The 25,730-nt window shown below is 46.7% G+C and carries 20 protein-coding genes, 7 tRNA genes and 1 other RNA gene; 14 read left to right on the forward strand and 14 right to left on the reverse strand.

The window, feature by feature from the left end; genetic code table 11:
* Positions 1-457: 457 nt before the first annotated feature.
* The 4 genes from ssrA to Y697_RS06215 all read right to left on the reverse strand — a co-directional run bounded on the left by ssrA (position 458) and on the right by Y697_RS06215 (position 3,515).
* Positions 458-808, reverse strand: a transfer-messenger RNA (tmRNA) gene (ssrA, locus tag Y697_RS06200).
* A gap of 13 nt (positions 809-821) precedes the next feature.
* The gene (locus Y697_RS06205) at positions 822-2,531 is read right to left on the reverse strand and encodes a sigma-54-dependent Fis family transcriptional regulator (RefSeq protein WP_121550784.1); all 1,710 of its coding nucleotides are present in this window, start codon (positions 2,529-2,531) and stop codon (positions 822-824) included.
* A complete protein-coding gene (gene rsmA, locus Y697_RS06210) occupies positions 2,531-3,346 on the reverse strand; it encodes a 16S rRNA (adenine(1518)-N(6)/adenine(1519)-N(6))-dimethyltransferase RsmA (protein WP_121550785.1) in 816 nt (271 codons plus the stop codon). The genes Y697_RS06205 and rsmA overlap by 1 nt, the downstream gene beginning before the upstream one ends.
* Before the next feature lie 78 nt (positions 3,347-3,424).
* A tRNA-Ser gene (locus Y697_RS06215) sits at positions 3,425-3,515 on the reverse strand.
* A 99-nt stretch (positions 3,516-3,614) separates the two neighbouring features.
* On the opposite strand from Y697_RS06215, the gene Y697_RS06220 reads away from it, so the two are divergent.
* The 3 genes from Y697_RS06220 (at position 3,615) to Y697_RS06230 (ending at position 9,630) form a co-directional block, all read left to right on the forward strand.
* On the forward strand, positions 3,615-4,931 hold the full coding sequence (locus Y697_RS06220; protein ID WP_121550786.1) for a phosphoglucosamine mutase: 1,317 nt from the start codon (positions 3,615-3,617) through the stop codon (positions 4,929-4,931).
* On the forward strand, positions 4,924-7,761 hold the full coding sequence (gene uvrA / locus Y697_RS06225) for an excinuclease ABC subunit UvrA (RefSeq protein WP_121550787.1): 2,838 nt from the start codon (positions 4,924-4,926) through the stop codon (positions 7,759-7,761). Before Y697_RS06220 ends, uvrA begins: the two co-directional genes overlap by 8 nt.
* Before the next feature lie 837 nt (positions 7,762-8,598).
* Positions 8,599-9,630: a hypothetical protein gene (locus Y697_RS06230; RefSeq protein ID WP_121550788.1), complete on the forward strand. Its 1,032-nt coding sequence runs from the start codon at positions 8,599-8,601 to the stop codon at positions 9,628-9,630.
* An 18-nt stretch (positions 9,631-9,648) separates the two neighbouring features.
* On the opposite strand, the gene Y697_RS06235 is transcribed toward Y697_RS06230, so the two are convergent.
* From Y697_RS06235 to Y697_RS06260, 6 genes are all read right to left on the reverse strand, one after another.
* A complete protein-coding gene (locus Y697_RS06235; protein ID WP_121550789.1) occupies positions 9,649-10,398 on the reverse strand; it encodes a S9 family peptidase in 750 nt (249 codons plus the stop codon).
* A 14-nt stretch (positions 10,399-10,412) separates the two neighbouring features.
* Positions 10,413-12,203, reverse strand: a complete 1,791-nt coding sequence (locus Y697_RS06240; protein ID WP_121550790.1) for a CehA/McbA family metallohydrolase — start codon at positions 12,201-12,203, stop codon at positions 10,413-10,415.
* A gap of 58 nt (positions 12,204-12,261) precedes the next feature.
* Complete coding sequence (locus Y697_RS06245) at positions 12,262-13,512, reverse strand: ABC transporter substrate-binding protein (protein WP_121550791.1); 1,251 nt, start codon at positions 13,510-13,512, stop codon at positions 12,262-12,264.
* Positions 13,513-13,540: 28 nt separating this feature from the next.
* Positions 13,541-14,371 carry a carbohydrate ABC transporter permease gene (locus Y697_RS06250; protein ID WP_121550792.1) on the reverse strand — a complete coding sequence of 277 codons (831 nt, stop codon included), beginning with the start codon at positions 14,369-14,371 and terminating at the stop codon, positions 13,541-13,543.
* Positions 14,368-15,108: a carbohydrate ABC transporter permease gene (locus tag Y697_RS06255; protein ID WP_183083738.1), complete on the reverse strand. Its 741-nt coding sequence runs from the start codon at positions 15,106-15,108 to the stop codon at positions 14,368-14,370. The genes Y697_RS06250 and Y697_RS06255 overlap by 4 nt, the downstream gene beginning before the upstream one ends.
* 368 nt (positions 15,109-15,476) lie before the next feature.
* Complete coding sequence (locus Y697_RS06260; protein ID WP_121550794.1) at positions 15,477-17,402, reverse strand: histidine kinase N-terminal 7TM domain-containing protein; 1,926 nt, start codon at positions 17,400-17,402, stop codon at positions 15,477-15,479.
* A gap of 275 nt (positions 17,403-17,677) precedes the next feature.
* Between Y697_RS06260 and Y697_RS14615 the strand changes: the two genes are divergently transcribed.
* Positions 17,678-17,824 carry a hypothetical protein gene (locus Y697_RS14615; RefSeq protein WP_183083739.1) on the forward strand — a complete coding sequence of 49 codons (147 nt, stop codon included), beginning with the start codon at positions 17,678-17,680 and terminating at the stop codon, positions 17,822-17,824.
* 925 nt (positions 17,825-18,749) lie between these two features.
* Here Y697_RS14615 and Y697_RS06270 read toward each other — a convergent pair.
* A complete protein-coding gene (locus Y697_RS06270; RefSeq protein WP_110990449.1) occupies positions 18,750-18,962 on the reverse strand; it encodes a transcriptional coactivator p15/PC4 family protein in 213 nt (70 codons plus the stop codon).
* 121 nt (positions 18,963-19,083) lie between these two features.
* On the opposite strand from Y697_RS06270, the gene Y697_RS06275 reads away from it, so the two are divergent.
* Positions 19,084-20,316 (forward strand): Gfo/Idh/MocA family protein, encoded by a 1,233-nt coding sequence (locus Y697_RS06275; protein WP_121550796.1) that lies wholly within the window; start codon positions 19,084-19,086, stop codon positions 20,314-20,316.
* Here the strand turns inward: Y697_RS06275 and Y697_RS06280 are convergent.
* Entirely contained in the window at positions 20,311-21,225 is a 915-nt protein-coding gene (locus Y697_RS06280) for an ABC transporter ATP-binding protein (RefSeq protein WP_121550797.1), read from the reverse strand. The two genes, Y697_RS06275 and Y697_RS06280, sit on opposite strands and share 6 nt — an antisense overlap.
* Positions 21,226-21,445: 220 nt before the next feature.
* On the opposite strand from Y697_RS06280, the gene Y697_RS06285 reads away from it, so the two are divergent.
* From Y697_RS06285 to Y697_RS06310, 6 genes are all read left to right on the forward strand, one after another.
* Positions 21,446-21,521 (forward strand) — tRNA-Pro (locus Y697_RS06285).
* A gap of 12 nt (positions 21,522-21,533) precedes the next feature.
* Positions 21,534-21,609: transfer RNA gene (locus Y697_RS06290), tRNA-Gly, on the forward strand.
* Positions 21,610-21,685, forward strand: a tRNA-Arg gene (locus tag Y697_RS06295).
* A gap of 13 nt (positions 21,686-21,698) precedes the next feature.
* Positions 21,699-21,774: transfer RNA gene (locus Y697_RS06300), tRNA-His, on the forward strand.
* Between the two features lie 17 nt (positions 21,775-21,791).
* Positions 21,792-21,867: transfer RNA gene (locus Y697_RS06305), tRNA-Arg, on the forward strand.
* Positions 21,868-21,919: 52 nt separating this feature from the next.
* Positions 21,920-22,183 (forward strand): stage V sporulation protein S, encoded by a 264-nt coding sequence (locus Y697_RS06310; RefSeq protein ID WP_121550798.1) that lies wholly within the window; start codon positions 21,920-21,922, stop codon positions 22,181-22,183.
* A gap of 41 nt (positions 22,184-22,224) precedes the next feature.
* Here Y697_RS06310 and Y697_RS06315 read toward each other — a convergent pair whose 3' ends face one another.
* Positions 22,225-24,225, reverse strand: a complete 2,001-nt coding sequence (locus Y697_RS06315) for an alpha-amylase family glycosyl hydrolase (RefSeq protein WP_121550799.1) — start codon at positions 24,223-24,225, stop codon at positions 22,225-22,227.
* Positions 24,226-24,263: 38 nt separating this feature from the next.
* A tRNA-Ser gene (locus Y697_RS06320) sits at positions 24,264-24,352 on the reverse strand.
* 247 nt (positions 24,353-24,599) lie between these two features.
* Between Y697_RS06320 and rplU the strand changes: the two genes are divergently transcribed.
* Genes rplU through rplM form a run of 3 tightly spaced genes read left to right on the forward strand, consistent with a single transcriptional unit; the run spans position 24,600 to position 25,722 of the window.
* Entirely contained in the window at positions 24,600-24,923 is a 324-nt protein-coding gene (gene rplU, locus Y697_RS06325) for a 50S ribosomal protein L21 (RefSeq protein ID WP_121550800.1), read from the forward strand.
* 1 nt (position 24,924) lies between these two features.
* Positions 24,925-25,170: a 50S ribosomal protein L27 gene (gene rpmA / locus Y697_RS06330; protein WP_121550801.1), complete on the forward strand. Its 246-nt coding sequence runs from the start codon at positions 24,925-24,927 to the stop codon at positions 25,168-25,170.
* Positions 25,171-25,197: 27 nt separating this feature from the next.
* Complete coding sequence (gene rplM / locus Y697_RS06335; RefSeq protein ID WP_121550802.1) at positions 25,198-25,722, forward strand: 50S ribosomal protein L13; 525 nt, start codon at positions 25,198-25,200, stop codon at positions 25,720-25,722.
* The last annotated feature ends 8 nt before the right edge of the window (positions 25,723-25,730 follow it).

Genomic DNA, 25,730 nt, shown 5'->3' on the forward strand with positions numbered 1-25,730 from the left:
CTTTGCTCTCCCCAAAAGAAGCATTCTTGAAACCTCACAATATCATTCGTAGAACCTGCCCTTAATACAACCTGTTCAGCGCTCCCAAATTGTAATCCCGTGATGTATTTGCACGGGATCTCGGCTTCTGAAGGGCCTCGTAAGGCCGTGGCCGGGGATAGCGGGTAGGGGGTTGGAGAGAGCAAGTAAAACTCGTCCACCGTTGACGGTCCACCGTCCTCGGAGAAGACCGCAGAGCGAGGAACTGTTCCTAGTTCTTGGCTAAGGTCAGAAATCAAGACCTAGATGCTGAAACAAGTTCAGCATGACGAAATAGGACGTTTCCGTGTTGACCAGGCGCTTTCATACCGCTGTGGCATTAAAAAACAAGACCCGGCTAATGCCGGGCCTTTACATAGAAAATACTAAGTATTGCTTCCTCGCTTCACAGCTTCGGTGCAATTAGCTCTAACAGAATTGGTGGAGGCGGCGAGAGTCGAACTCGCGTCCGAAACCAAATTCCTTGCAGGCTCTCCGAGCGCATCCTGTGATCATCGTCAACAGTCAAGACTTCACAGGCAGAGTCCGACTGTCCTAGCCCCTAAGTTTCCCCGAGAATTCGGGGCACATCCACGGGTAAGGTCTGATTTTCTGACGCCCTTCATAGCCCACCAGACCAAAAAGCTATTCGGACGGCTACTTATTAATTATTAAGCAGCAAGTGCAAATTCGTTATTGGCATTTCTGCTTTTCCGGTTTTTTAACGCGGCTCCGGGACCTCGGCTCGCTCCTTCAAGTTCATTGACCCCGTCGAAACCGTTTCGCCCCCAATGATAATTATATCATCGGTCTGTATGGTTGTCAGCGAGACCGTACTTTTCAAGCTTATAGTATAGACTCCTTATGCTTATCCCGAGTTCGTTTGAAGTCTTTGTCTTATTCCAGTCGTTTCTTTCGAGGGCTTCGCTGATGATCTCTTTTTCATAGTCTTCCATCAACACTGTCAGGTTTCCCACCGGCAGTTCGCCGCGCTTCTCCGGTCTTTCAATGACTCCCTTTATGTGAGAAGGCATTATTGTTTTCTCTTCGAGTTCCATACTGATCATTGCCCTACCGATGATGTTTTCGAGCTCCCTAACGTTGCCAGGCCAATCGTGTTTTTTGAACAGTGTTAAGACGGCCGGATCGATTCCCGCGACCATCCTGCCATACTCCTGATTGAGCCTCATTACTACCAGTCTTGCAATCTCGGGAATATCTTCTGGTCGCTCCCTCAACGAGGGGATAACTATTGGAACTACGTTCAAACGGTAGTACAAATCAGGAAGAAACTCTCCGGCTGCAACTAGCTTTTCCAAACTGACATTCGTTGCAGCGATCACCCGTACATCCAGTTTGACTGTCTCATTTCCTCCAACGGGCTTTATCTCTTTATCCTGAAGGAATTTAAGGAATTTCGACTGGACTGAAAGACTCATCTTCGCGACTTCATCCAGGAATACCGTTCCTCCGTTTGCTTCCTGAAGAAGTCCCTTCTTTCCTCCGCGGCGCGCTCCAGTGAAGGCTCCTTCAACATAACCGAAGAGCTCTGACTCAAGCAGAGTTTCGGGCAGCGCGGCGCAGTTCACACTAATAAAGCTCGCATCTCGCCTATCACTTGAATGGTGTATTGCATGGGCAAAGAGCTCTTTTCCCGTACCGCTCTGACCGTTAAGCAAGACCGTCGCCTTTGTAGTCGAGACCTTTCTCGCCTGATCTATTGCGACCTGCATCAATTTAGACGATCCGGCAATGTCATCGAAGGTGTACTTTGCCCTCATGTACCTCAGGAGTCTCTTGGTATCTTCAAGTTCCCTCGCAAGTCTTTCGATTTCTGATATGTCGTGGATAACGCCGACACTTCCTTTGAATGAGCCTTTCACGAAGAGCGGTGTAACATTTACCAATACTTCTTTCTTGTTTGGACCAACCTTGAGCCTTGCGTTATATATAGGCTTCCTTGTCCTCGCCACTTCAAGATGAAGCGAGGAACCCTCCGCTATGTCCACAGTTGCCATCTTTCCAATCACGTAATCTGGGCTCATTCCAGTGATTCTCGTATAAGCTTTGTTTACGAGAACGATCTTCCCCTTTTCATCGGCAACGGAAATCGCATCATAAGTGCTGTCAATAATCGAAGTCAAGAGCCCTTCCATCTCTTTGTGATTAATGACTTCTTCGGCCATTTTCTCGACGTTTGTGATATCTCGAAAGACGGCCATTGCAGCGTGAACTAAACCGTTCGAGTTCACTATCGGAAATCTCGAAGTAACAATGGTCTTCTCTTTCAGGTACTGAATTCTATTCAGCTCAGCTTCGCCGCTTTTCAAGACAATGTGGAGCCTTGTGTTTGGGATAATTTCTCTCACGGGCGCACCAACCGCTTCTTCCCCGTCTACTCCCAGTATGTTGAGTGCCTCGTCATTTATGAACGCTATTGTCTCGTCTGAATCGACGACGATGATCCCCTCGATAAGAGAATTCAGGATCTTTTCGAAAAGCTCTCTTTCCATTACTCACCCGTTTTCGGGTTTACACCACCTTCGGGATACATATTTCTGAACAGCCTAACAAAATCCTCTTTATTCAGCTCTTCGGCTCTCACATCTGCCTCGATTCCGGACAACTGCAACAGACTCTCGGGAAACTCGACCAGACCCTTCAGGTTGTTCTTTAGCTTCTTGCGTCTCTGAGAGAAACATTGCCTGACAAATCTCCTGTAAGCGGTTCTTTCCTCTCTTTCAATCGGAGCATTTCCGAGCAGCGAAAGCTGAATTACCATGGAATCTACCTCGGGCTGAGGAATAAACTCCTTCCTAGAGACATGGAAGAGCTCGGTTACTTCCGCAAACGTGTTGACATTCACCGTCAGTATACCGTATTCCTTCGTTCGAGGTGTTGCGGTCAATCTGTCTGCATACTCCTTCTGAACCATCAAGACTGCCTTATCAAAGGTCGGTCCATCAAACATGATTTTTTCAATGATTGGAGAGGTGATGTAGTAGGGAATGTTGGCAACATAGGTTACGGGTTCGGGCAGCGAGCTTAGATCTGCTTTTAGAAAATCCTCGTACAAGAGTTTGCATCTTTCGCCTTCAAGCCTTTTGTTACCCTCTTCGAATCTTCCGTCAATCTCGAAGCCAATTACTTTGAAGCCTCTCTCCAGCAACACAGCCGTAAGTGAACCTGAACCAACGCCAATTTCGACAACAGTTGAAGAAGTATCCATTTCAGCTGAGTCTACTATCCTTCTAGAAATCTTGTCGGACTTCAGGAAGTTCTGACCCAAAGCTCTATTGAGTCTTATGTTTATCGATCTTTCTGCCATCATCCCTCCGTTTCAGAAAGGGTTCTGTAGGAGCTACCCAATCTAAGCAAAAACCCGTCAGAAAGACGGGTGGTTTTCTGGCGGAGAGAGTGGGATTTGAACCCACGGACGAGTTGTGCTCGTCATACGCTCTCCAGGCGTACGCCTTCGACCGCTCGGCCATCTCTCCAACAGTGACAATTATATAGTCCATACTTTGAGTTGTCAACGAGATTCTATGGTAAACTAAATGATAGGTATAGAAATGTTTATATTCAGGGGTGATTTGATGAAGAAGCTATTCGGAACAGACGGCATCAGGGGAGTTATTAACGAAGAGCTAACGCCCGAACTTGCCATGAAGCTTGGCAACGCAATTGGAAGATACTACCTGGGAAAGTACAACAGGTTTATCATAGCAAAGGATACGAGAAACTCCGGTGACCTTCTAGAAAGTGCAATGGCTGCCGGTGCGGCCTCAGCTGGTATGAACGTTGAATTTGTCGGAGTAATTCCCACTCCGGCTCTTGCATACATTACCAAGAGCGAAAACACTCTGGGAGCAGTTATTTCAGCCTCTCACAATCCGGCTGTCTACAACGGGATCAAGGTGCTGGCTAAAGGGATGAAGATTTCAGACGAAGACGAAGTGGAAATTGAGAACCTGATAATAGACAACCCTTACCATTACACGGTCTTCTCAGGAGTTGGGAAGATCAGACAAGTAGACCATTACAGAGATGAGTATATTGATTACATAGTGGGTCTCTACGGGACTGAAAAGCTTCCTTCAGAAGGGATCGTAGTTGACGGTGCAAACGGGGCAATATCGACCGTGATATCAATGGTATACGAAAGCCTAGGCATTGAGGCCGACCTACGCGGTATCAGACCAAACGGAATAAACATAAACGACGGCTGTGGTTCGCTTTTTCCGGAATACCTGGGAAATTCTCTCCAGCAAGGGCAAATTGGGGTGCTCTTTGACGGTGATGCCGACAGATGTCTCTTTGTTTTACCCGGCTCGAGGTTGATAGATGGAGACATGTTGATGGCTCTAAACTCCATAAAGATGGTTAGTCAGGGAAGACTGAAGGGCAACAGAGTTGTTGCAACTGTTATGTCGAATCTCGGCTTCGAGAAATACCTGACTTCCAGAAATCTTCTCCTGGACAGGACGAAGGTCGGTGACAAGTACGTACTTGAGAGAATGCTGCAGACAGGAGGCGTTCTTGGTGGAGAACAGTCAGGCCATATCATTTTCCTTGACAGAAGCTCAACCGGCGACGGACTGATCACTTCTCTCGAAACTCTCAATACTCTTGAAGAGCTTGGGGAGACTCTTGAACAATTTGTAGACTCTTTTCCCGTTTATCCTCAGTTGTTGAAGAATGTCCCCGTCTCAGACAAAAAGGGTGTAATGGAAGACAGAAAGCTCAAAGATAGGCTTGAAGAGCTCAAGAAAAGAGAGGATTTGCGTGTTGTTCTCAGGCCTTCTGGAACTGAACCCTTCGTAAGAGTAATGGTTGAAGGAATAGAATCATCGCAGGTCGAAACTGTCTGCCAGGAGTTGGTCGAACTGGTCGAGGAGTGCAGTAATGGATAGGTATATATATGTTAAAGGTGCCAGAGTTCACAATCTCAAGAACGTAAGCGTAGCGATTCCGAAGAACTCATTGACAATCATAACGGGTCTTTCGGGCTCGGGAAAATCCTCCCTTGCTCTCGACACGATCTATGCTGAGGGCCAGAGGAGATACCTTGAATCGCTCTCCACTTATGCCAGACAGTTTCTGGGAGAGATGAAGAAGCCTGATGTAGAAAACATCGAGGGTCTTTCTCCGGCAATAGCCATAGAGCAGAAGACAGTGAGTCACAATCCGAGATCAACGGTGGGAACGGTTACAGAGATTCACGACTACTTCAGAGTTCTTTTCGCAAGAGTGGGCGTCCCTCATTGTCCGACATGCGGTCGCGAGGTTCAGAAGCAGAGTCTGGACGAGATCGTCGAAGGAGTTTTAAAGGAGCACGGTGAAGAGGAAAGAATAGCCATCTACGCACCAATTGCCAATGGAAAGAAGGGCGAATTCAAAAAGGAACTCGAAGCGCTCAGAAAGAAGGGCTTTGTGAGAGTTGAAATCGATGGAGAGACATACGATCTCGAGGAGGAACTGAAACTTGACAAGAACAAGAGACATTCAATAAATCTCGTGGTAGATAGATTGAGAGCAGATTCAGACAACTCGTCGAGGCTTGCAGACAGTATAGAGATGGCCCTCCATGAAGGAGATGGTTTTGTAGAAGTCGGTCTAGTTGATTCTCAAGAGAGAAAGATCTACAGTGAGAACTTCGCCTGCCCTGACTGCGGAATTAGCCTTCCAGAAATATCTCCAAAGATCTTCTCCTTCAACAATCCCTTTGGCGCCTGTCCCAAGTGCCACGGATTAGGTTACACGATGGAGTTCTCAAAGGATCTCGTTGTCGATGAGAATCTCAGCGTCGTTAAGGGCGCTGTAAAGACAATGTCCAGCAATAGGGATAGCTTCAATCTAAAGATGATTTTTCGAGTGATCGAGTCTCTCGGGGAAGATCCGGCAAAGCCTTTCAAAGATCTTCGAGAAGATGTTAAGGATGCACTTCTCTTCGGCACTAATAGAGATATCTCGATGAAGTACCAATCTGACCGACTCACTTACGAACTGAAACGTCCGTACGAAGGCATAATCAATAATCTCAACAGGAGATATCAGGAGACGCAGTCCGAAGACATGCGCTACTGGATGGAGAGCAACTTCATGGTTCAGCAAGGCTGCACGCAGTGCAATGGCCAGAGACTAAGACCTGAGGCTCTTGCAGTAACTCTTGGAGGACTGAACATAGCTCAGATATCTGAACTGACGATTCAAGAGATTTACGACTTTATGAGAGAGATACGTTTTAGCGATTATCAGCGTGAGATTGTTGGAGAGCTTCTCAGTGAGATTGAAAAGCGGCTCAAGTTCTTGGTGGATGTAGGACTGGATTACATCACATTGTCCCGTTACGCGATGACGCTTTCAGGCGGGGAGTCACAAAGAATTAGGCTTGCAACGCAGATTGGTTCGGGCCTTACCGGAGTGACTTATGTCCTCGACGAGCCGACCATTGGATTGCATTCAAGAGACAATGACAGGCTTATAAAGACTCTAAAAAATCTCAGAGACCTTGGTAATACGGTTATCGTTGTAGAGCACGATGAAGAAGTAATAAGGAGCTCTGACTACATAGTAGATGTAGGCCCAGGTGCCGGTGTGCATGGAGGTGAGATAGTCTTCCAAGGGACAACACAGTCACTTCTAGACGCACCGCCGGAACGATCGCTGACTGGAAAGTATCTCAACGGAGAAATGTCGGTTCCGAGATTCGAAGTGACAAACAACTCCAACGGAAAGTCGTTGATCGTAAAGGGCGCGAGAAAGAACAACCTGAAGAATATTGATGTTTCATTTCCTCTCGGCAAATTCATTACCGTTACAGGCGTCTCTGGAAGCGGAAAGAGTTCTCTAGTAATGGACACGGTATATCCGGCATTAAAGACAATGCTTGGCGGTCAGAATTCAGCTCCAGAAAAGTTGCCCGAGCTTATGGGTTGGGAGGAGATAGACAACGTAATCGTGATCGATCAGAATCCGATTGGTCGAACCCCAAGATCGAACCCCGCCACTTATACGGGACTGTTTAATCACGTGCGTGACCTCTTTGCGAAGACACAGGAGGCAAGAGCGCGGGGCTACAACAAGGGGCGTTTCTCCTTCAACGTGAAGGGTGGCAGATGCGAGGCCTGCCAGGGCCACGGTCTCATAAAGATCGAGATGCAGTTTCTCCCAGACGTTTACGTAGAGTGTGATGTCTGCAAAGGCAAACGCTACAACAAAGAGACACTGGAGATACGATACCGGGGCAAAACCATCTCCGATGTTCTAAACATGACGGTCGAGGAGGCTTCAGACTTCTTTGAACGCATTCCAATGCTGAACAGAATACTTGTCCTCCTCAACGATGTAGGTCTCGGTTATATCCGCCTCGGTCAGCCGGCTACGACTCTTTCAGGAGGAGAGGCCCAAAGAATTAAGCTCGCCTCCGAGTTGAAGAAGACATCCACAGGAAGAACCTTCTACATCCTCGATGAACCAACCACAGGATTGCATTTCGACGACGTTGCAAAACTCGTGCGTGTCTTGAAACGCCTGGTCGAAATGGGCAACACTGTCGTTGTTGTCGAGCATAATATGGACGTCGTGAAGAACGCCGACCATATAATCGATCTCGGACCCGAAGGCGGAGCAAACGGCGGCGAGATAGTTATTTCCGGAACGCCTGAGGAAGTGGCCGAATACCGCCACAGTCATACGGGATACTATCTGAAGAAGCAGCTTTCACAGCTTGGAGCGTTTTGATCCTGAATTCGGCAGCAGGAGATTAGAAAGCAAGTCTGCTTACGCAGGCCAGTCACCTTCGGTGGCCAGTCTCGCCTACGACGAGGCCAGTTCCGACTCCGTCGGGCAAACAAAGACCATTAAGAAAAAGCGTAGTGGAGAGGTTCGCTGCGCTCACGAGAGAAGAGAGAAGAAACCAGTAAGATTGGCGGTGAAACTTACGCCGGTACATGCATTTTTGATCTCTGCTTGACTAACGAAGAACAGATCCTTCCTCTGCTCTGGAACAAAGAGCAATGTTTTTTCTCTTTGACGGGTGCTCCCTTCTTAGAAAACGGGGGGCCTTTGATGGACAACCTTGTCTTCGCAGCGATCAGCGGGTCTTCGTTTTTAAGCGTAGAGCGGTTTCTAAGTGCGAGATCCCGTGCAGGTACATCACGGGATGACAAAGTGAGTGGATTCCAGGGGAGGCACTACGGGATGACCCTGAATAGGAGCCCCAAACAGAAGCCCTGAACAGGAGCACATCAGGGCAGGCTTTACGTGATGATAGAGTGAGTGGATTGAAGGGCAGTCCCTGCGGAATAACAAAGTTAGTCACTTGAGAAAGTCGCTTTGTGATAGAGATATAGGTTCTTTCGGAAAGGCTTCACCGGGATACGTCTTCATCAGCACTGAGAATGGTTAATGGGTCAATCGCTCTTCTTCGCAACACCCGAGGCCTTTTGCTCGATACTCCTTTTCCTCAGAATTCAGTTTGAGGCATAATAGTGTAAGGAAGTTCTCTTAGCCGCTCATCGATGCTAAATAATGACTGTCAAGAGAACGGATTTGCTAAGGGTTTTTGGAGGGTCTTTTGTGAATATATCAATTGTGAAGGAAAGTGGAATCGAGCTGCTCGTGTCTTTGTTCAGGCTCAATAACCACGAAAGAATGATTCATAACGACCGCAAATCTTCTGATTTTCTATCGGACTGGGTCTCGAAGTCTCGCTTGTCTATGCCGGCAGTTTGCCGTGAATGGCTGGAAAGGTTTTTCAGCTGGGAAGCCTTCTTTGGTCTTAAAGTCGTTCCCTTTCTTTTTCTTGAGGACTCCCCTTCTTCTTCAGATCTGCTTGGCTTGATCAAGAGGACTTCGCCGGAGAGATTGCTTCACATGTTCTTGAGCAGCGATTTCAAAGAGCCGGATGAATTAGGCGACAAGATTATCGAGTCTTTCGAACGCGACGAAAAGGCCGCTCTGGAATTTGCCTTCTCAAACCCTACTCTCACCAATATGGGCAAATGCGAAGCTATCGAGATGCTTAAGAATCAGTCAACAACGCGGGACTCTTTTGTGAAGCTCCTTGAATTCGGAAGTGAAAATTTGCTGCCATCACCGGATTTCACCCTTTCCATTCCCCACTCATCAAAGCTTTTCGAAGATAACTTCAACCATTTCGGAAGAGGTTTCTTGCGCTTTCTCCTTGATCTTGATGCTCCTGACACATCGGTCAAAGAGATGAGGTTACTGTTTTCATTGTTTCTTGGTGGTTCCTCTATAACAATCGAGGTACCCGAAAAGGATTCGATTATCTCTGTTGTCGGCACCGACAGGATAAGCGATCGGAGTCTCATGATCGAAAAGCATGATGCTGCCGGCATAATGAGTACGATGGCTAAGAGAGAATCTATTGAGATCCTTCGCAAGGTTCTACACTCAGGTCAAACTCTCTCGAGTATCGTAGATTTGTCGTGTCTACATCGCCACAAAGCAGTTGAAATTCTCGCAGGATTGTCCAGAGAAGGATTGGTAATTCCTGAGACTCACGGTGGAGAATTGACTTTCCGATCTGAGATGAAGCTGCTTGACGAAGCTCTTGAAGAAATAAGGAAGCAAATATTAGGATAGCGGGCGCCTTGACGCCCGCTACAAAAGGGTCTTACATAGAAAATCAGAGGAAACAGAAAATAGTTCTTCGATCCAGTCGATCCTCTGGTATTTATGGTTCGCTTCTTCCACCGTATGTATATTGAGTCCCCTATGGTCGGCATATTCCTTAACGGGAAGATATGGAACGGATTCGTCTTCGGATCCGTGTATTATTAGGAGATCACCAAGATAGTTCTTCAACTCCTCAGAAGCGTCTACTCTACAACCGTCTTCAAAGAAAATCGAACCCAGCTTCAAACCGAGAACATCCTTGTACTGCTCACCGCAATCGAAAGTATAATCCTCCCTATGGAAAAACTCTTGGTTCATGATAACGGGCGACCAGAGGAGTAGTGTACTAATCTCCGTATGTCTGCCCGCAAAGAGCGATGCTATCATTCCTCCGAGGCTGTACCCGATAACGCCAAATTTCCCAGAGCACCATTTCTGCTTCTGAACAAAGGAGAAGACATCTTCAGCGTCTTGGAGCTCAGTAAGAGGCGACATTTCATTGAACTCACCTTCGCTGTCTCCCGATCCCCTGAAATCAAATCTCACTGTTGCTATTCCCCTTTCAACAAGCCTTCGTGATAGCCGCGGGAATTTGAACGTGGATACTATATGCTCACCCGTAAAGCCATGAAACATCAAGACGGTGGGAAAGCTTTTCCCTGAGGAAGGATACTCACATATTCCGAATATTCTTTTTCCTTCTTCACCAAGTGTGAAACTCTCTAATCTAGACAAATAAATCCCTCACTTCATCTCAAACCTAGCTTCATTTCTATATAGCCCATTGTTCCTTCAGATATCAGCTCACTTCCCGTTGCTTCCTCCCAGGTAAGAATCACCACTCCGCCCCCATCTTCTATTTCAAGATTTCTGGTAATGCTCCCTGATACAGATCTTCCACCTTCTTCAATTCCAACCATCCAGGGGAGCTTCTCAAAGAGAAGCTTGTAACTCTCGATCGAAGGGTGAGTGATCTCCTTCTTTGCAAGCACAATAACCAGGAGCCCGCCGTTCTTAACATAATCAACGATGAAGTCAACCTGTTCTTCAGGAATTTCCATGAAGTCCTTCATAAAAGTGTCGGCATCCGGTAAGGGAAGTATTAGGACTTGACCGCTGAAAGTCGTCTTCTCCGTCAGTTCTCCAATTACGGGCTTCACCTCACCACCAAGATCCACAAAAAGCTGAGTCAACGGCCTCAACTCTGCCAGAAAGTAGTTTTCATGAGAAGTGTCAAGATTGGCAGTGAAGCTAACGAAATCTACGTTAACACTAAATGCCAGTTCATGATCTACAAAGAAGTCAAGAGAGTCTTCTTCAGTCTCAAAGGTCTCGACGATCTCCAGACAGGTCATAGATGTCATCTCATATTGCTTAGAAAATACGACAGTCTTTCCGCTCTTCACTTCAACTGAAATCATTTGATCTTCTCTCAGAGAGTTTATCAGGTCGAAACCGACATCAAATGGGAGTCCCTTAACCGGTCTCGGATCGATCGTTCTTCCATTGAGAAGGTATTTGTTCGTACTGCTCTGAAACCAGATTGGAGAAGAGACCAGCTCATTTCCATCTATCTGATCGATCTTGACGAAGTACCAGTTATATGAAAGAGGATTTTCGACATCTATCTCGACCTCCCACACATCACCGGAGACATCCAGTTCGATTACTCCGTTGTTACTGTAGATCGCAGCTCTCCGAACTCGCTCACCGGGGTCGCTGTACTCAACTTTCAGAGTAGCCCTGGGAACGTCATACAGGGTATCGCCCATCTTTGCACCCTCAGTTGAGAATCCCATGAAAGCGTTACGGTCTTCAGTGGCGTATATATTCCTTGTCTTGAGAGCTTCATACACTTTCTCAGTTGTCAACTCATCAATAACGAAGGCCGTTCTCGCATCATTTACTGTCGCCCAGTTTTTCTGATGATTGTCTTGATTTGCGGATGCTCCTACATGCCAGCCGCGACTGAGAGCTCGCTGATACCTCTCGAAATACTCTTCCTTTATCACATTATTCGAATTCGATCCGGCACCATTTCCTACTTCAATTGTGTTTATATAAAGATCAACTTCGGGAAAGTATTCAAAATCGAAGAAATCACCGTACTTCCTTCCAGGGTGGCAGAACTGAGCCGTTGCCTGTCTTTCCACAATCCACTTGTATATGTCGTAGAGATCCGTTGTGCTTCTATCAATCCATTCCGAAGTGTCGTATATCGTTATGTGTCCCCGACTGGTCAGCGTCCACTCGAAGCCAGAAATTGCTATGAATTCGCCCTCAACAGTGAATCGCTCGGCCATCTCGATTATTCTGTCAAGTTTCCATGAGCCGTCTGGAAGCGGATAGTTCAAATCGTGATCATGATCGGTTATTGCCTGTATGTCAACGACACCTGAATTTCTCGCGTGCTCGAAGGCCTCCTCCGGGGTGCCAAGTCCGTCTGAATAAGAAGTATGGGCGTGAATGTTTCCAAAGAAAACCTGACCGAAAGAGAGAGATGAAGCAACTAATAGAACCACTATCAGAAATCTTTTCATGAAATCACCTCTAAAAAAGGGGGCAGCCAACGACTGCCCCCATATGTCTTTCTATCGATCAAAAGTAGTAATCATCGAGAACGTACTGTGCTTCCTCATGCAGATTCTTCAGAATTGCATCAACGTCTTTTGTCGGGTTAGACATTGCATCTTCCCAGGCAGAAGTGATCATTGCATGGACTTCTGGATATGGTCCGTACCATGGTCTCCTCACAGCGCTGTCTTTCAGCTGCTGATAAGTGAGAGCGTATCTTGGGTCGTCTGTCATGATCTTCTGAATCTCTTGAGATTCGAAGGCAGAGATTCTACTTGTCATGTAACCAGTTGCAAGTGACCATCTCTTCGTGTTCTCAGTAGAAGTCAGGAATTTCAAGAATTCCCATGCTGCTTCCTTCTCTGCTTGTGGTCTCGCAGAGAACATGAAGACATTGGCTCCACCGATCGGAACGACTTCCTTAACCTGACCGGGCATAGTGGTTGCGCCAAGATCGTACTTCGCGTTCTGCTTCAAATAACCAATACTCCCTGTAGAGCGGACAACCATTGCAATTCTTCCGGAGAGATCGAGTTCGTTTCCACCACTGACTCCGAATATGAAGATTCCTTCTCTAACACCCTTCTGGAAGAAATTCCATGCAGCCACTGTCTCAGGCGAGTAAATCAACATCTCTTCGCCGTCTTCCGAAATTATCTGCCCACCGAACTGCCAGATGTAGGCTTCGAGAAGCCAGTCATCGATACCGAATCTGTAACCGAAAATGTCTTCGCCTAACGTCTTGATTTGCTTTGCAGCGGCATAGACTTCGGTCCACGTCTTTGGAGGATTGTCGGGGTCAAGTCCGGCCTGTTTGAAGAGGTCCCTGTTGATGTACATCAAAGGGGTGCTGCAGTTAAGAGGGAATCCAAGCAGACCCTGCTCGTAGGTATTGGCCTGAATGAATCTGGGCCAGAAGTCGTCGAGTGTCGCCTTGAACTCGGGATCCTTGTCGATGAAGTAGTTCAGATCCTGGAACGCACCGCCGTCGACAAACTGACCTATCCTCGACTGCTCTATTTGGGCCAGCGTTGGAACGTCTCCGGCAACAAGAGCTGCAAGAAGCTTCTGCATCGTGTCTTGGTAGTTTCCGGTGTAGACGGCTTCCACTTCGATTTCTCCCTCATGCAGCTTGTTGAACTCCGCCGCAATGTCGAGAAGTGTCTGGGAGTATATGCCCGTCTGGGCATACCACATTGTTACCTTCACCGGCGCCGCGAATCCTATCGCCGCAACGGCTACTACTAGAAGTGTGATTAGAAATGTTCTTTTCACAAAAAAACCTCCCCTTTCAAAATTTGGGTCACTCTTTCAACCCTGAAATACTGATGCCTTCCACAAATTGTTTCTGAACAAAGAAGAAGAAGATTATTATTGGAATTACAGCCGTGGTTGAAGCGGCCATCCTAAGAGTCCATTGTGTCTCCCAGCCGCTAACGAACTGGGAGATACCAACTTGAATCATCTGCTTCTTTGCATCATTGATTACAATCAACGGCCACATATACTCATTCCAGTGTGCGAGGAAAGTGTACAGGGCCATTGTGTATAATGCAGGTTTTGATAAAGGAAGAATTATTCTGAAGAAGATCTTCATTCTACTCGCACCATCTATTATTGCAGCTTCTTCAAGTTCTCTCGGAATCCCCATAAAGAACTGGCGGAGCAGGAAAATCCCGAAGGCGGAACTCATGAATGGCACAATTAAAGCCCTATATTTATCTATAAACCCGAATTGTTTAACGATTACATAAAGCGGAACCATCGTCACTTCAGGTGGCACCATGAGTGTTCCAATAAGAATCAGAAAGACTACGTTAGCGCCCCTGAATCTGATCCTGGCCAGCCCGTAAGCGGCCAGCGAGTTGAAGATCAGTTGGAGCAGAGTCACCGTTAGCGCTACGAAGAGCGTGTTCCCAATGTATCTCGCAAGAGGAATTAGCTCAAAGGCCTTCACGAAATTCCTTAAGTCGAAAATCGTAGGAAGGAAGCTCGGGGGAATTGTGAAAGCAGCATCTTCCGTCTTGAAAGAGGTGACAAGCATCCAGAAAAATGGAAGATTGATAATTACTGCTACGAAAAGAATTGCCAGATAGACAAGTAGTCTAATAGGGAGGGCCGGTTTTCTTCTCATTGATAATGCACCCTCCTTTTGCTGAGTCTGAATTGAATCAGGGTGAATACAATCATCATCGCAAACATAACAACTGCAATTGCTGATGCGTAACCGAATTTCAAGTACCTGAATGCGTTCTCATACAGATAATAGGTAATAACCTGAGTACTCTTCGCCGGCCCACCGCTCGTCATAACAGATACTGAAACGAAAACCCTGAACGATGCGATAAACTGCATAATGAAGACGAAAAGTGTCGTAGGTGAAAGTAGAGGAAGCGTTATACTTTTGAACTTGTTCCAGGGGGTTGCTCCATCTATTTCGGCCGCTTCATAATATGTCTTGGGAATAGTCTGGAGACCTGCCAGGAAGAGGACCATATTATATCCGATACGTTTCCATACTCCCACAATAATAAGCGCCAGAAGCGAGTAATTCGGATCACTCAACCACTTGATGTTGTTAATGCCGAATATCGAAAGAAAGTAATTGACCAATCCGAAATTCGGTTCATATAACCAACCCCAAATAACGGCAGCAGCCGCCATCGAAGTAATGACCGGAATGTAGAACAGTGTTCTGAAGATCCCTCTACCCTTTATCCATTCAATATTGAGAAGAGCGGCGAGCAGAAGCCCAATGACAACTGAAGGAATTACCGTACCAAGAATATAGATGCCTGTTACACTCAGGGAATTCCAGAAATCCGCAGAACTGAAAAGTCTTTGGTAGTTCTGAAAGCCTACAAATCGCATAGGACGTATCATGTTCCAGCTATAAAAGGATACATAAAAAGCCCAAATGAGTGGCAAATAGATGAAGATCACCTGAACTATCAGAGCCGGTAAGACAGTTGCCCAACCGGTGAGAGCTTCCCTGGTTCGGCGCCGCAAACGTATCACCCCACTGTTCACAAATGAAAGAATCTATATCACAGAAATTTGACTCACATGTGCTAACTAAAGATCATCTCAAAACAAAAAAAGCCGCCGCCTCATAACAGGCACGACTTTCTCATCATCTCTGTCACGCTTGATATAGTCTAGCATAATCGGAAATGCAAAATCAACCTAAATGCCATCTACTAAGCCGAAACTCTTCAAGTTCAACACAAATGGTGCAATCAAACAAATGATGTAACCCTGTTCTTACCGTTCTTCTTTGACTCATACAAAGCTTTGTCGACGCGGCGCAGCAAGGCATCGAAATCACTTTCATCCTTATGGAGAACGGAGACCCCGATGCTGATGCTCAGCTTTCCAAAGTTTTTATGCTCCTTCACGCACAGTCCCGCTCTAAGCTTTTCCGCCACTTTGATTGCTCCATCGAAATCTGTATTCGTTACGATAAGTAGAAACTCATCCCCGCCCCATCTCCCTAGATAATCGCAATTCCTGATGCTTGACTGAACGTAAGAACACGTAATTTTGAGAGCTTCATCACCGGCAAGGTGACCATAATTATCATTTATCATCTTGAGATTGTCAAGATCAAACATAAGTAGTGAAAGCGGGCTTCCATAACGCCTTGATCTCTCCGTTTCGGCTCTCAATAACTCGCTCAGTGAGTATCTATTCATTACACCGGTCAGCATGTCCGTAGTCGCTAGTTTCCTGTATTTCTCCTGGCTCTCGCGAAGAGCCTCTTCGATCTGTTTGGTTGGGGAAATATCGATGTGGGTTCCAAGAATGCGAGTGGCTCTTCCATTCTTGTCTCTCTCTGCAGCCTCCCCCCTATCATGAACCCAAATCCAATCACCGCTCTTTGAGAGCATCCTGTATTCTATGTCGAAGTAATCTTTCTCTCCGTTGTAACATCTCTCCATCTCTTCAAGCGAAGGAAGAAGATCTTCTGGATGCACAAACTCTTTCCAGTTCTGAAAGGTTATGAGTAAATCACCGCCAGGATAGCCCATGATCTGATAATATCTTTCGTTGATCGAAAACTCTCCCTTGTCTATATTGAAGTCCCAAAGACCAACATTCCCGCCTTTCACGGCAAGCGCAAGCCTTTCCTCGCTCTGGCGCAGTGCATCTTCGACCTTCTTCCTTTCCGTAATCTCGGTCAGCAAAATGATGTGGCCTCTAATCTTACCTCTGGAGCTGTGGATAATTGTCTTTCTGGCATCGATTATCGCTTTCCCTACCTTCAGCTCAGAATTCGATTGATCAGAATTGAAGAAACTCAGAACAGTTTCTGAATCGCTGAAAGCGTCACTGAAATTTAGCCCGATCAATTTCGGGCATTCCACTCCAAACATCGAGCAAGCCATTGGGTTGATGTCGACAACCGTTCCTCTATCGTCGGTAATAATGACGCCGTCAGGAAGTCTTTCGAAAACAGTCTCCTTAGCAACCGGTCGTATGTCAAATAACCTGTACCTCATAACGCCTATCGCCATGAATACTGAAGCCAGAGTGAAGGCAAACGGAGTCATGTCGAGATAGCCAAAATCAACAAATCCAAAAAGGTAGTTAATATTCACAAGTACGGGAAAAAGAGTCCCAAACAGAATCATTTTCAGCTGACCCCTGTAGGGCCCTTTAGAAAGAACGTATTGATGAGCTATTGAAAATATACTCGAAAGAAGGAGTATATATGTGTAAAACATTCCCAACCAGAAAAGAGGCCCATGGACAAGTCTCTGCACCGGGAAAGATGAACTGAGATCCAGTTCGCTGACAGAGTAATAAAGCCAGTGAATTTCGTTTGTCCACATAGACAGAAGTACTGCAAGTGGGATGACGAAAAGAAATAAGATTCTTTTCCAGCTAAACCACTTTCTCTTGTCTAGAATTGCCATGGAGAAAAGAAAAAAGAGTACCGGCGTGCTTACAATTCCAGGATAAGAAATCTTGTTGAGCAGTCTCATTGTCTCCAAATCATGTCCGAGTAGCTCAACTGCATAAAAGAATGCCCACCAGGCAATTGAGAACATCAAAAGGCTGAGAGTAATTGCCTCAAGCTGTTCTCTTCGGTTCGCAAGGCGTATAGCAATAGCTAAACACACAATCGCTGGGATAAACGTCAATAAAGCATAAATATTCATTTAAGACACTCCATAGTGATCTCTTCTCACAATTATATACTTTGCCCCTGTTCAAAAGCCATTGATCGTTTCACTGCAGCTTGTGTATAGTCAGTTGCAAGATCTTTAATAAGCCCTTCGCGCCTCGTCCTAAGAGCCGTTGTTGGTGGTACGTGGTTTGTCAAGAGCAAGGAGCTAGATCCCGTATCAAGTAAAGAATGATGAAATCCAGTTGTCAGAACCAACTCGGTTCATCATCTGAACTGTCAAATGCCAGAGATTACTTAGAGAGCAAAATGACGGTAGAAGGAGTAGTTGACAGTCACTGGAATGCTCTTGGCCATGATCTAGATCCTTGGATCGTTCTAAATACCAGATCCTGTGCAGAAGCCCTTAACAGGATCCCTGAACAGGAGATTTTCAGGGCAGCCTCTACTGGATGACATTGTCAGACGATTATGCGATTCTTTTGTAGGGGCGAACGGCTGTTCGCCCGAAAAAGGTCCTGGTAGGAATCTCTGCCTTTTACGCGAAAAATGGGACAGACATGAGGAGAATTGTCAGTCCCTATTTTCGCTCTCATCTTCTCGTGAGCGAAGCGAACGTCTCCGACGTGCTCTTTCTCGGTTTTTACAGCGACCAGCGGGTCCTCGTTCATAAGCGTAGAGCGGATATTTCATGCGAGATCCCGTGCAGACCCCCTGAACAGGAGCGCTTCAGGGCAGGCTCTACGCGATGACAATTTAAGATGACTGTGCAGTTCTCTTGTAGGGGCGAACGGCCGTTCGCCCGAAAAAGGTCCTGGTTGGTATCTCTGCCTTTTACGCGAAAAATGGGACATGAGGAGAATTGTCAGTCCCTATTTTCGCTCTCATCTTCTCGTGAGCGAAGCGAACGTCTCCGACGTGCTCTTCCTAGGTTTTTACAGCGACCAGCGGGGTTACGTTCTTAAGCGTTCAGCGGCTCCTAGCCCGCGAAGCGGAACTGGCCACCGAAGGTGACTGGCCTGCGCAGCAGCATCACTTCTGTTCTTGATCTCGGAGGACGGAGAACCGTTGACGGTGGACGTGATAAGGCCTCCTGCCGAAGGCAGCCTTGCGACCTGGCGTGGTCTTCGCCAGCCTTGCGTCCACTGATGCTCTTCAGTGCCTTGCGTCCCGGCATGATCTTTGCCGGCATTGCGTCTTATGTTCTACAGAAGAATCACTCTTAATCTCGGAGGACGGAGAACCGTTGACGGTGGACCATTTTCAAAGGCAATGGCGGAGGGTGTGAATGCTTGGAGAAATAGTGGAATAAATAGGGAGGCCGAAAGAAAAATGAAGACTTCTTCAAACCTCCCTTGTATTACCTCACTCCAGGAAAAGCTCACTCTTTTACTGGCGCCGAATCCTTCTCCTTATTGAGGGCATCGATCAGTTCATCCACAAGTTTGGGATTAATTGTAATTCCCTTTTTCGTTGGTTTATAGTCTCCTTCATCATCCTGATAGTAGATCCTGAGATCAAGGAATTCGTGGCCCTTAAACTCTCTCTTCGAGACTCGAACGATTTCAGTGTCATTCCTCTTTATGTCTGTCAAGCTCTTCACTCCCTTCAATTTTGATCTTTCCTTTTATATCACACTGGAGCAACTTAGGCTATCTCGCTTTTGAAAGTCAGTGTTAGAATTAATTTACAAATGCTGAGGGTGGTAGGTTTTCGTGGTCGATATAATTATGATTGGCGCCGGCAATAGAGGGTACTTTGCGTACGGGGAGGCACTTAAAACGGTTGAGGAATCCCGAGTCGTCGCAATTGCCGAACCGGATAAACTGAGAAGAGAACGTTTTGCAGAGAGGCATGGAATACGTACTGAAGATTCTGTTGCAGATTGGAAAGTCCTTCTTTCGAGGCCTAAATTCGCCGATGGAGTGATAGTTGCCACTCCAGAAACAGTTCATGTTGAACCCACTATAGAGGCCCTTGCACGTGGTTACTCCGTTCTTTTGGAGAAACCAATTTCTGTGGGGCTTAGCGGCGTAGCGGCTTTGACAGAATCGGGTGTGGATATCTCCCGGTTATTTGTCGCTCACGTGCTGAGGTATTCTAGCTTTTTCAAACAGCTTAAGTCCCTTCTCGACTCAGATTCTGTCGGAAGGATCCAGGCAGTTGAGTACACAGAGCAGGTCTCCTTCTATCACTTCGCTCATTCCTACGTAAGGGGAAATTGGAGAGATTCAACACAAACCGGTCCTTCCATCCTCTCAAAGAGCTGTCATGACATGGACATTCTAACCTGGCTTCTTTCTTCGAGGGCTCTCTCCGTAGCATCCAGAGGCGGACTCAAGTATTTCAAAAGAGATAACGCACCAAAAAACTCTACTGAACGTTGCCTGGACTGTCCTCTGAAAGAAAACTGTCCCTATTCTGCTGTGACGCAGTACTTATCAGACAATATTGACTGGCCTGTGAATACGATCGGCAACGACATGTCTCTTGAAGGGCGTAGAGAGATTCTGCGTACGAGCAGTTACGGAAGATGTGTTTTCAGAAGCGACAACAACGTCGCTGATTATCAAAATGTGCTTATCTCGTTTGATAATGCGGTTGAGGCTTGTTTCTCAATGAATGCGTTCACAACTTCAAAGACTAGGAAGATACGTATCAGTGGCAGCCATGGAGAGATAACCGGCGATTTTGAAAAGGACAGTTTAGAAGTTGAACTCTTTTCCGGCGACCACAAGGCTTATCTGACAACAAACGATGGCTCGAGGCACGGAGGCGGCGATAGAGAAATCGTAAGAGATTTCGTGAGATACTTGCAAGGGAAAACGGGGTCGCTATCCACTACATTTGAAAACTCTATTCAGAGCCATCTGATGTGCTGGGCCGCGGAAAAATCCAGGCTCACGGGAGGTATGCCCGTCGATCCCTGGAGTCTTGTGGATCTATGAACTCTCGCCCGTCAACTTGACAAAGACATCTTCCAGAGAGGGTTTTTTTTGCTCAATGTCAATCACTTCAAGTTTCATCCGCAAGACCGCGGGAAGGATATTCTCGATAGTCCATCCCGGCTGAAAGTCAATCTTCACTACCCCATCAACCCTGGTTTCGCTCTGATAACCCTCGATCTTTTCAAAGGAGAAAACAGATGAGTCCTTTACCGTAACTGTGACTCGATCTTTCTTCAGCGAACCCCGAATATCTTCCAGTTTCCCACTAGAGATCAACTCTCCTCTGTGCATTATGCCAACTGACTTCGCAATGTTCTCAGCCTCACCCATCACGTGTGTAGTTAGGATTATTGTAATTCCCGATTCATTGAGCTCTCTCACCATGTTTCTAATAGTCCTCGTCGAATGGGGATCCAGTCCCAGGGTGGGTTCATCCAAAAATAGTATCTCCGGATCATGAAGCAAAGCCCTTATGAAATTCACTCTCTGCTTCATCCCGGTCGAAAAGATTCTGACCGGCTTGTTTTTCCAGTCAAGCATATCCACCTTCTCGAGGAGATCGTAAATCCTCTTCAGAGCGGCCTTTCTACCAACACCGAGCATCGAAGCAAAGAAAAGCAAATTTTCGACCGGAGTGAGCCGATCATAAAGAATAACCCGCTCCGAAACAAGCCCTACCTTCTGCCTAATCTCTCTTACCTCACTGCTCAAATCCATTCCTGAGACTCTCACGTTGCCCGAAGTAGGCTTCATCAGTCCTGTAAGGATCCTTATTAAGGTTGACTTGCCGGCTCCGTTCGGTCCGAGAAGGCAGTAGAGATCGCCATTCCCTATTGAAAGGGAGATATTCTTAAGAGCTTCAAAAGAACCATACTTCTTTACGAGATTCGATGTAACAATCGCAGCCAACTATAACCACCTCAACGAATATTCTACTACATTTCCTGTAAATGGCTCTTGATGTTGTTCCATGTTGAACCACATGACTGCCGTTCAGTCTAAATGTTAGCCTAGATCTTTGACAAGCTACTGGGAGTGGATTTCTATATTTATATTCTCCGTTCATTCATAACTCTGATTGTGTACTATTGACGGCATCCTCAAAATCTGATATATTTAGATTCGTGAGCGGGGAGTAGCGCAGTTGGAAGCGCGCCTGTCTTGGGCACAGGAGGTCGCAGGTTCAAATCCTGTCTTCCCGACCAAGGGTCATTTGTGCGGCTGTAGCTCAATTGGTAGAGTATCGCCCTTCCAAGGCGAATGTTGCGGGTTCGACTCCCGTCGGCCGCTCCAGCGCCCGTGGCTCAATGGATAGAGCACTGGACTTCTAATCCGGGGGTTGCAGGTTCGAGTCCTGCCGGGCGCGCCATGTAACACACATGGTGGTTGTAGCTCAGTTGGAAGAGCGCCTGACTGTGGATCAGGCGGCCGCGGGTTCGAACCCCGCCAGCCACCCCACTTCTTCTTTGTTTTATGCGCCCGTGGCTCAACGGATAGAGCATCGGATTTCGGCTCCGATGGTTGCGGGTTCAAATCCTGCCGGGCGCACCATCCTATATCTCTCTCCCAGTAGCATGACAGATCTCAAGAGGAGGTAGCAGTCATGGAAGTTCTGAAGGTAGCAACCCACTCAAAACCAAATGCAGTCGCTGGCGCACTTGCCGGAGTACTCAGAGAGAAGGGCAGCGCAGAGATTCAGGCTATCGGGGCAGGCGCAGTCAATCAGGCAATCAAAGCAATTGCAATTGCAAGAGGTTACGTTGCTCCCAGCGGCATGGATCTCGTATGCGTTCCAAGCTTTTCGGATGTAGAGATCGACGGGGAAGTGAGAACGGCAATACGGTTTTATGTAGAACCAAAGAAGTAATTTGCAGATAAAAAGAAGGCCCCAGAAGGGGCCTTCTATTTTTACCTGACTTCAGCTACAGCAACCTCTCCGGGACCAAGAGAGAGATGGAAGTCTCCTCCTACATCCCATTCCGATTGCCCATCGAATCCCTTGAGTTTCCACTGAACCTTATGGTTTCCCCTCCACGTGTGAAAACCGAGGTCGATGTGGAACTCCTTCATTGCCTCGAAGTCTCCATTTGCAACCATCAAGAGTCCTTTGACTCCATTCCAGTAGAACAACCCTACAGATGTCTTATCTTCTTCCCAGAGTAGTTTGGGATTGTTGGAATTCAGCAAATCGAGATTACTTCTTCTAATTGAAGAAAGAAGTGAAATCAGGTCGATCAGGTCATCATCTGCATTCCAGTGGAGAACGTAAGGGTCGAAGAAAGCTAGCTTCCCATAAAAAGGATCATTTGGGGGCAGAACATACCGACCCTCTTCATCGTTATCCAGTCCTAGGTTCATCGGTTGAATCTCAAAGATCTCCTGTCCGGAGTTGATATATGTAATGCCGTGGGGCAAGAAGTAATTAAGTATTGTCGCAAAACGGGAAAAACGCCTCCCGTTCTTTCTAGCAGCCGCTCTCGGTGTGTCGGGAGTTTCGATACCTGCCAGAGTCGGCAGTCTCATACTCGGCAGAACCTCATAGAGAAGCTCTTTTAGCTTTCCTTCATTGATTCTTGGTTCCATCCACCACGTATTCCCGAGAATACAGTCGTATCCTGACCGTCTGGCCTTTTCATCATTTCCCATTACTAGTTCTTCTGCGATGATCGCAAAGGAGGGGTCTCTCTCTTTGGCTTTACGGATTATTCTTAATTCCAGCTCCCTTGGAAGGGCATGTCCCATATCCAATCTTGCACCATCAACACCAAACTTCTCATTATAAAAAGGCATGATGTTTTCAATGGACTCCCAGAGATTGCTCATTGGCTCACTACCGGGAAAGAAAGAGGACTTCACTACATCGAATAGTACGTATGGTGGCTGACTCTCCGGAAGGAATCTGCGAGATTCAGTCGGGTGATCCTTGTACAGTCTGAGGAAAGTTATGTCGTCCCATGTGGGCTGGTTGTCATTAATCCAGTCAGAGAATCCTGGAGGTGTTATTAGGCCAAACTCCTTGACAAGCTCGTCAAGAAAGTTCTCGTTACCCTCATGGTGGGAAACAAAGTTTCTCCACTTTTCCGGATTGAGTTTCTCCGGAGAGTCCCTGAACATCGACAGGTGCTTCCTAACGTTCTCATTCGAATAGATAAGAGGCAATGTCTCAACCCTGGCCTGATCAAAGCCTAGACCCTCGATTCTGGGTGGTTTGTAGTCCTTGAGACGAGATGCGTCTATCCAGTAGAACCACTCGGGATTTTTGAGAATCAAAGCCGAGTCACGTGCAGATGTTCTGGGAATGAAATCGAGCACGACTCTCATACCCATAATGTGGGCCGCTTCAACAAAAGCGGTAAATTCCTCTTCGACGTTCATGTCGCCTAGCAGACGATCATGATAACGTTCATCAATTGAAAAAAAGTCTTTTACTGAATAGGGAGAACCGAGCTCGCCCTTCTTGAACTTATCGCTATAACTAGTGACCGGGAGGAAGTAAAGAGTGTCGAAGCCCATCCTCTCGAGATAGGGCAACATAAATATCATTTTAAGGAATGTCCCCGATTCCGAGTACTGCTGAGAATCCAGATCGGAAAAGAATTCAGGATCATGATGTGAATAAGCAGTGGTAGATCTGACGAATGAACCGTATATAATAGCCGAATTCACCCAGGTGCTGTCTTTCTCCATCCTCATTCTACCCAGTGATTTCGAGTAATCTCTTCCCTGATCGGCTCTTGATAAAATGCCTTCTACTATGGTCGAGCTGTACTCGTAAGGATCTACGAATATGTACCGGTCTCTCAGTTTCAGCGTGCCGGAATATCCTGCGGGAAGCCATTCTTTGGGAATAGAGTAATCCAGCTTTTCTTTCCTTCCTTTGAGAAGCCTTAGGACTCTATCGAGGATCACGCTACCACCTCCAAAAAAAATAGGGCGTAACCGCCCTCTGGCGGAGGCGGTGGGACTCGAACCCACAAGGGGCGTCAACCCCACCGATTTTCGAGACCGGCTCCTTAGCCAATTAGGATACGCCTCCGTCCTCGTTATTGATTATATCATGGGCTGTAGTGCTGTCAATATGGTAAACTTGTGCAACGTGAAGATCTCAATAAAGTCAAAACCCTTTCCCGTTCGTAATACAAAAGTTACTCAGAAACTCTCCCCTCATTACTACTTATGATAGAATTTTGATCGCGAGCGGTTTTTTCGTGCTTGAAGCAGGTTTTAAATCCGTTAGGTACCTCGTTTCAGCACATTTCTATTGCATGAGGAGGTGGCTCTTAGTGTACGCCATCATTGAAGCCTCGGGAAGACAGTATAGAGTCGAGGAAGGCATGACTCTCTTCACCGAAAGGCAGAACGGAAAGGAAAACGGAGACGAAATAGTCTTTGACAGAGTTATTCTTGTCCACGATGGACAGGAAGCAACAGTAGGCAAACCTTATGTGGACGGCGCAAAAGTTGTAGGCAAGGTTGTTTCTCACGGTAGAGATAAGAAAGTGCTTGTCGTCAAGTTTGGAGCCCGAAAGAACTTCGACAGAGTCAACGGTCACCGACAGTGGTTCACTGAGGTCTCTATTGATAAAATTGAGACGGGGGTGAAATGAGATGGCCCGAAAAAGCGCTGGTAGAACAAACGGAAGAGATAGTAATCCCAAGTATCTGGGGGTTAAAAGAGGCGAATCTTCAGCCGTAAAGGCCGGATCGATAATCGTCAGGCAGAGGGGAACAAAGATACACGCCGGAAACAATGTAGGGCTCGGCAGAGACCACACCCTCTTCGCTCTCATAGACGGTAAGGTTCACTTCGAAGAGAAGAACAACCGCAAGTACGTCAGTGTCTACAGCGAGTAAGCTGTTCTGTTAAGGAGGATTGCATCTATGAAGATTCAGAAAACACCTGTGTGCAGATGGGCAGTGACCCACTCCAAGGTGCAGACGAAAAGAAAGGGAGAAATCGAGAAAACTCTCGGTTATCTCGTTGATCACAATGGCAACAAAATAGAGAAGAAATGGTACGTAGTCGACGCGACGGACGTTCCCCTTGGAAGACTTGCTGGCCAAATTGCTATGGTACTGATGGGAAAGAACAAACCTTATTACACTCCCCATCTGGATACCGGCGATTTCGTCATTGTAGTCAATGCAGACAAAGTTAAGCTAACCGGCAATAAACTCGACCAGAAAAAATACTACAGATACTCGGGTTATCCGGGCGGCATTAAGGAAAGAACGGCAAGACAGATGATGGAGAAATTCCCGGACAGAGTCGTTAGACTTGCAGTGAAGAGAATGCTTCCCAAGAAGGCTCTTGGCGAACGAATGCTCAAGAAGCTCAAGGTATATGCGGGTCCCGAGCATGAACACGCTGCACAGAAACCCGAATTGATCGAACTGGTTAAATGAGGAGGTTG

It is taken from the genome of Mesotoga sp. BH458_6_3_2_1 (assembly GCF_003664995.1).
Classification (GTDB): Bacteria; Thermotogota; Thermotogae; order Petrotogales; family Kosmotogaceae; genus Mesotoga.

Bases quoted from the DNA above. Each gene is read 5' to 3' on its own strand.
- Y697_RS06205 (WP_121550784.1), bottom strand. From the start codon at position 2,531: ATGGAAAGAGAGCTTTTCGAAAAGATCCTGAATTCTCTTATCGAGGGG.
- rsmA (WP_121550785.1), bottom strand. From the start codon at position 3,346: ATGGCAGAAAGATCGATAAACATAAGACTCAATAGAGCTTTGGGTCAG.
- Y697_RS06220 (WP_121550786.1), top strand. From the start codon at position 3,615: ATGAAGAAGCTATTCGGAACAGACGGCATCAGGGGAGTTATTAACGAA.
- uvrA (WP_121550787.1), top strand. From the start codon at position 4,924: ATGGATAGGTATATATATGTTAAAGGTGCCAGAGTTCACAATCTCAAG.
- Y697_RS06240 (WP_121550790.1), bottom strand. From the start codon at position 12,203: ATGAAAAGATTTCTGATAGTGGTTCTATTAGTTGCTTCATCTCTCTCT.
- Y697_RS06250 (WP_121550792.1), bottom strand. From the start codon at position 14,371: ATGAGAAGAAAACCGGCCCTCCCTATTAGACTACTTGTCTATCTGGCA.
- Y697_RS06255 (WP_183083738.1), bottom strand. From the start codon at position 15,108: ATGCGATTTGTAGGCTTTCAGAACTACCAAAGACTTTTCAGTTCTGCG.
- Y697_RS06260 (WP_121550794.1), bottom strand. From the start codon at position 17,402: ATGAATATTTATGCTTTATTGACGTTTATCCCAGCGATTGTGTGTTTA.
- Y697_RS14615 (WP_183083739.1), top strand. From the start codon at position 17,678: ATGACGGTAGAAGGAGTAGTTGACAGTCACTGGAATGCTCTTGGCCAT.
- Y697_RS06310 (WP_121550798.1), top strand. From the start codon at position 21,920: ATGGAAGTTCTGAAGGTAGCAACCCACTCAAAACCAAATGCAGTCGCT.
- rpmA (WP_121550801.1), top strand. From the start codon at position 24,925: ATGGCCCGAAAAAGCGCTGGTAGAACAAACGGAAGAGATAGTAATCCC.
- rplM (WP_121550802.1), top strand. From the start codon at position 25,198: ATGAAGATTCAGAAAACACCTGTGTGCAGATGGGCAGTGACCCACTCC.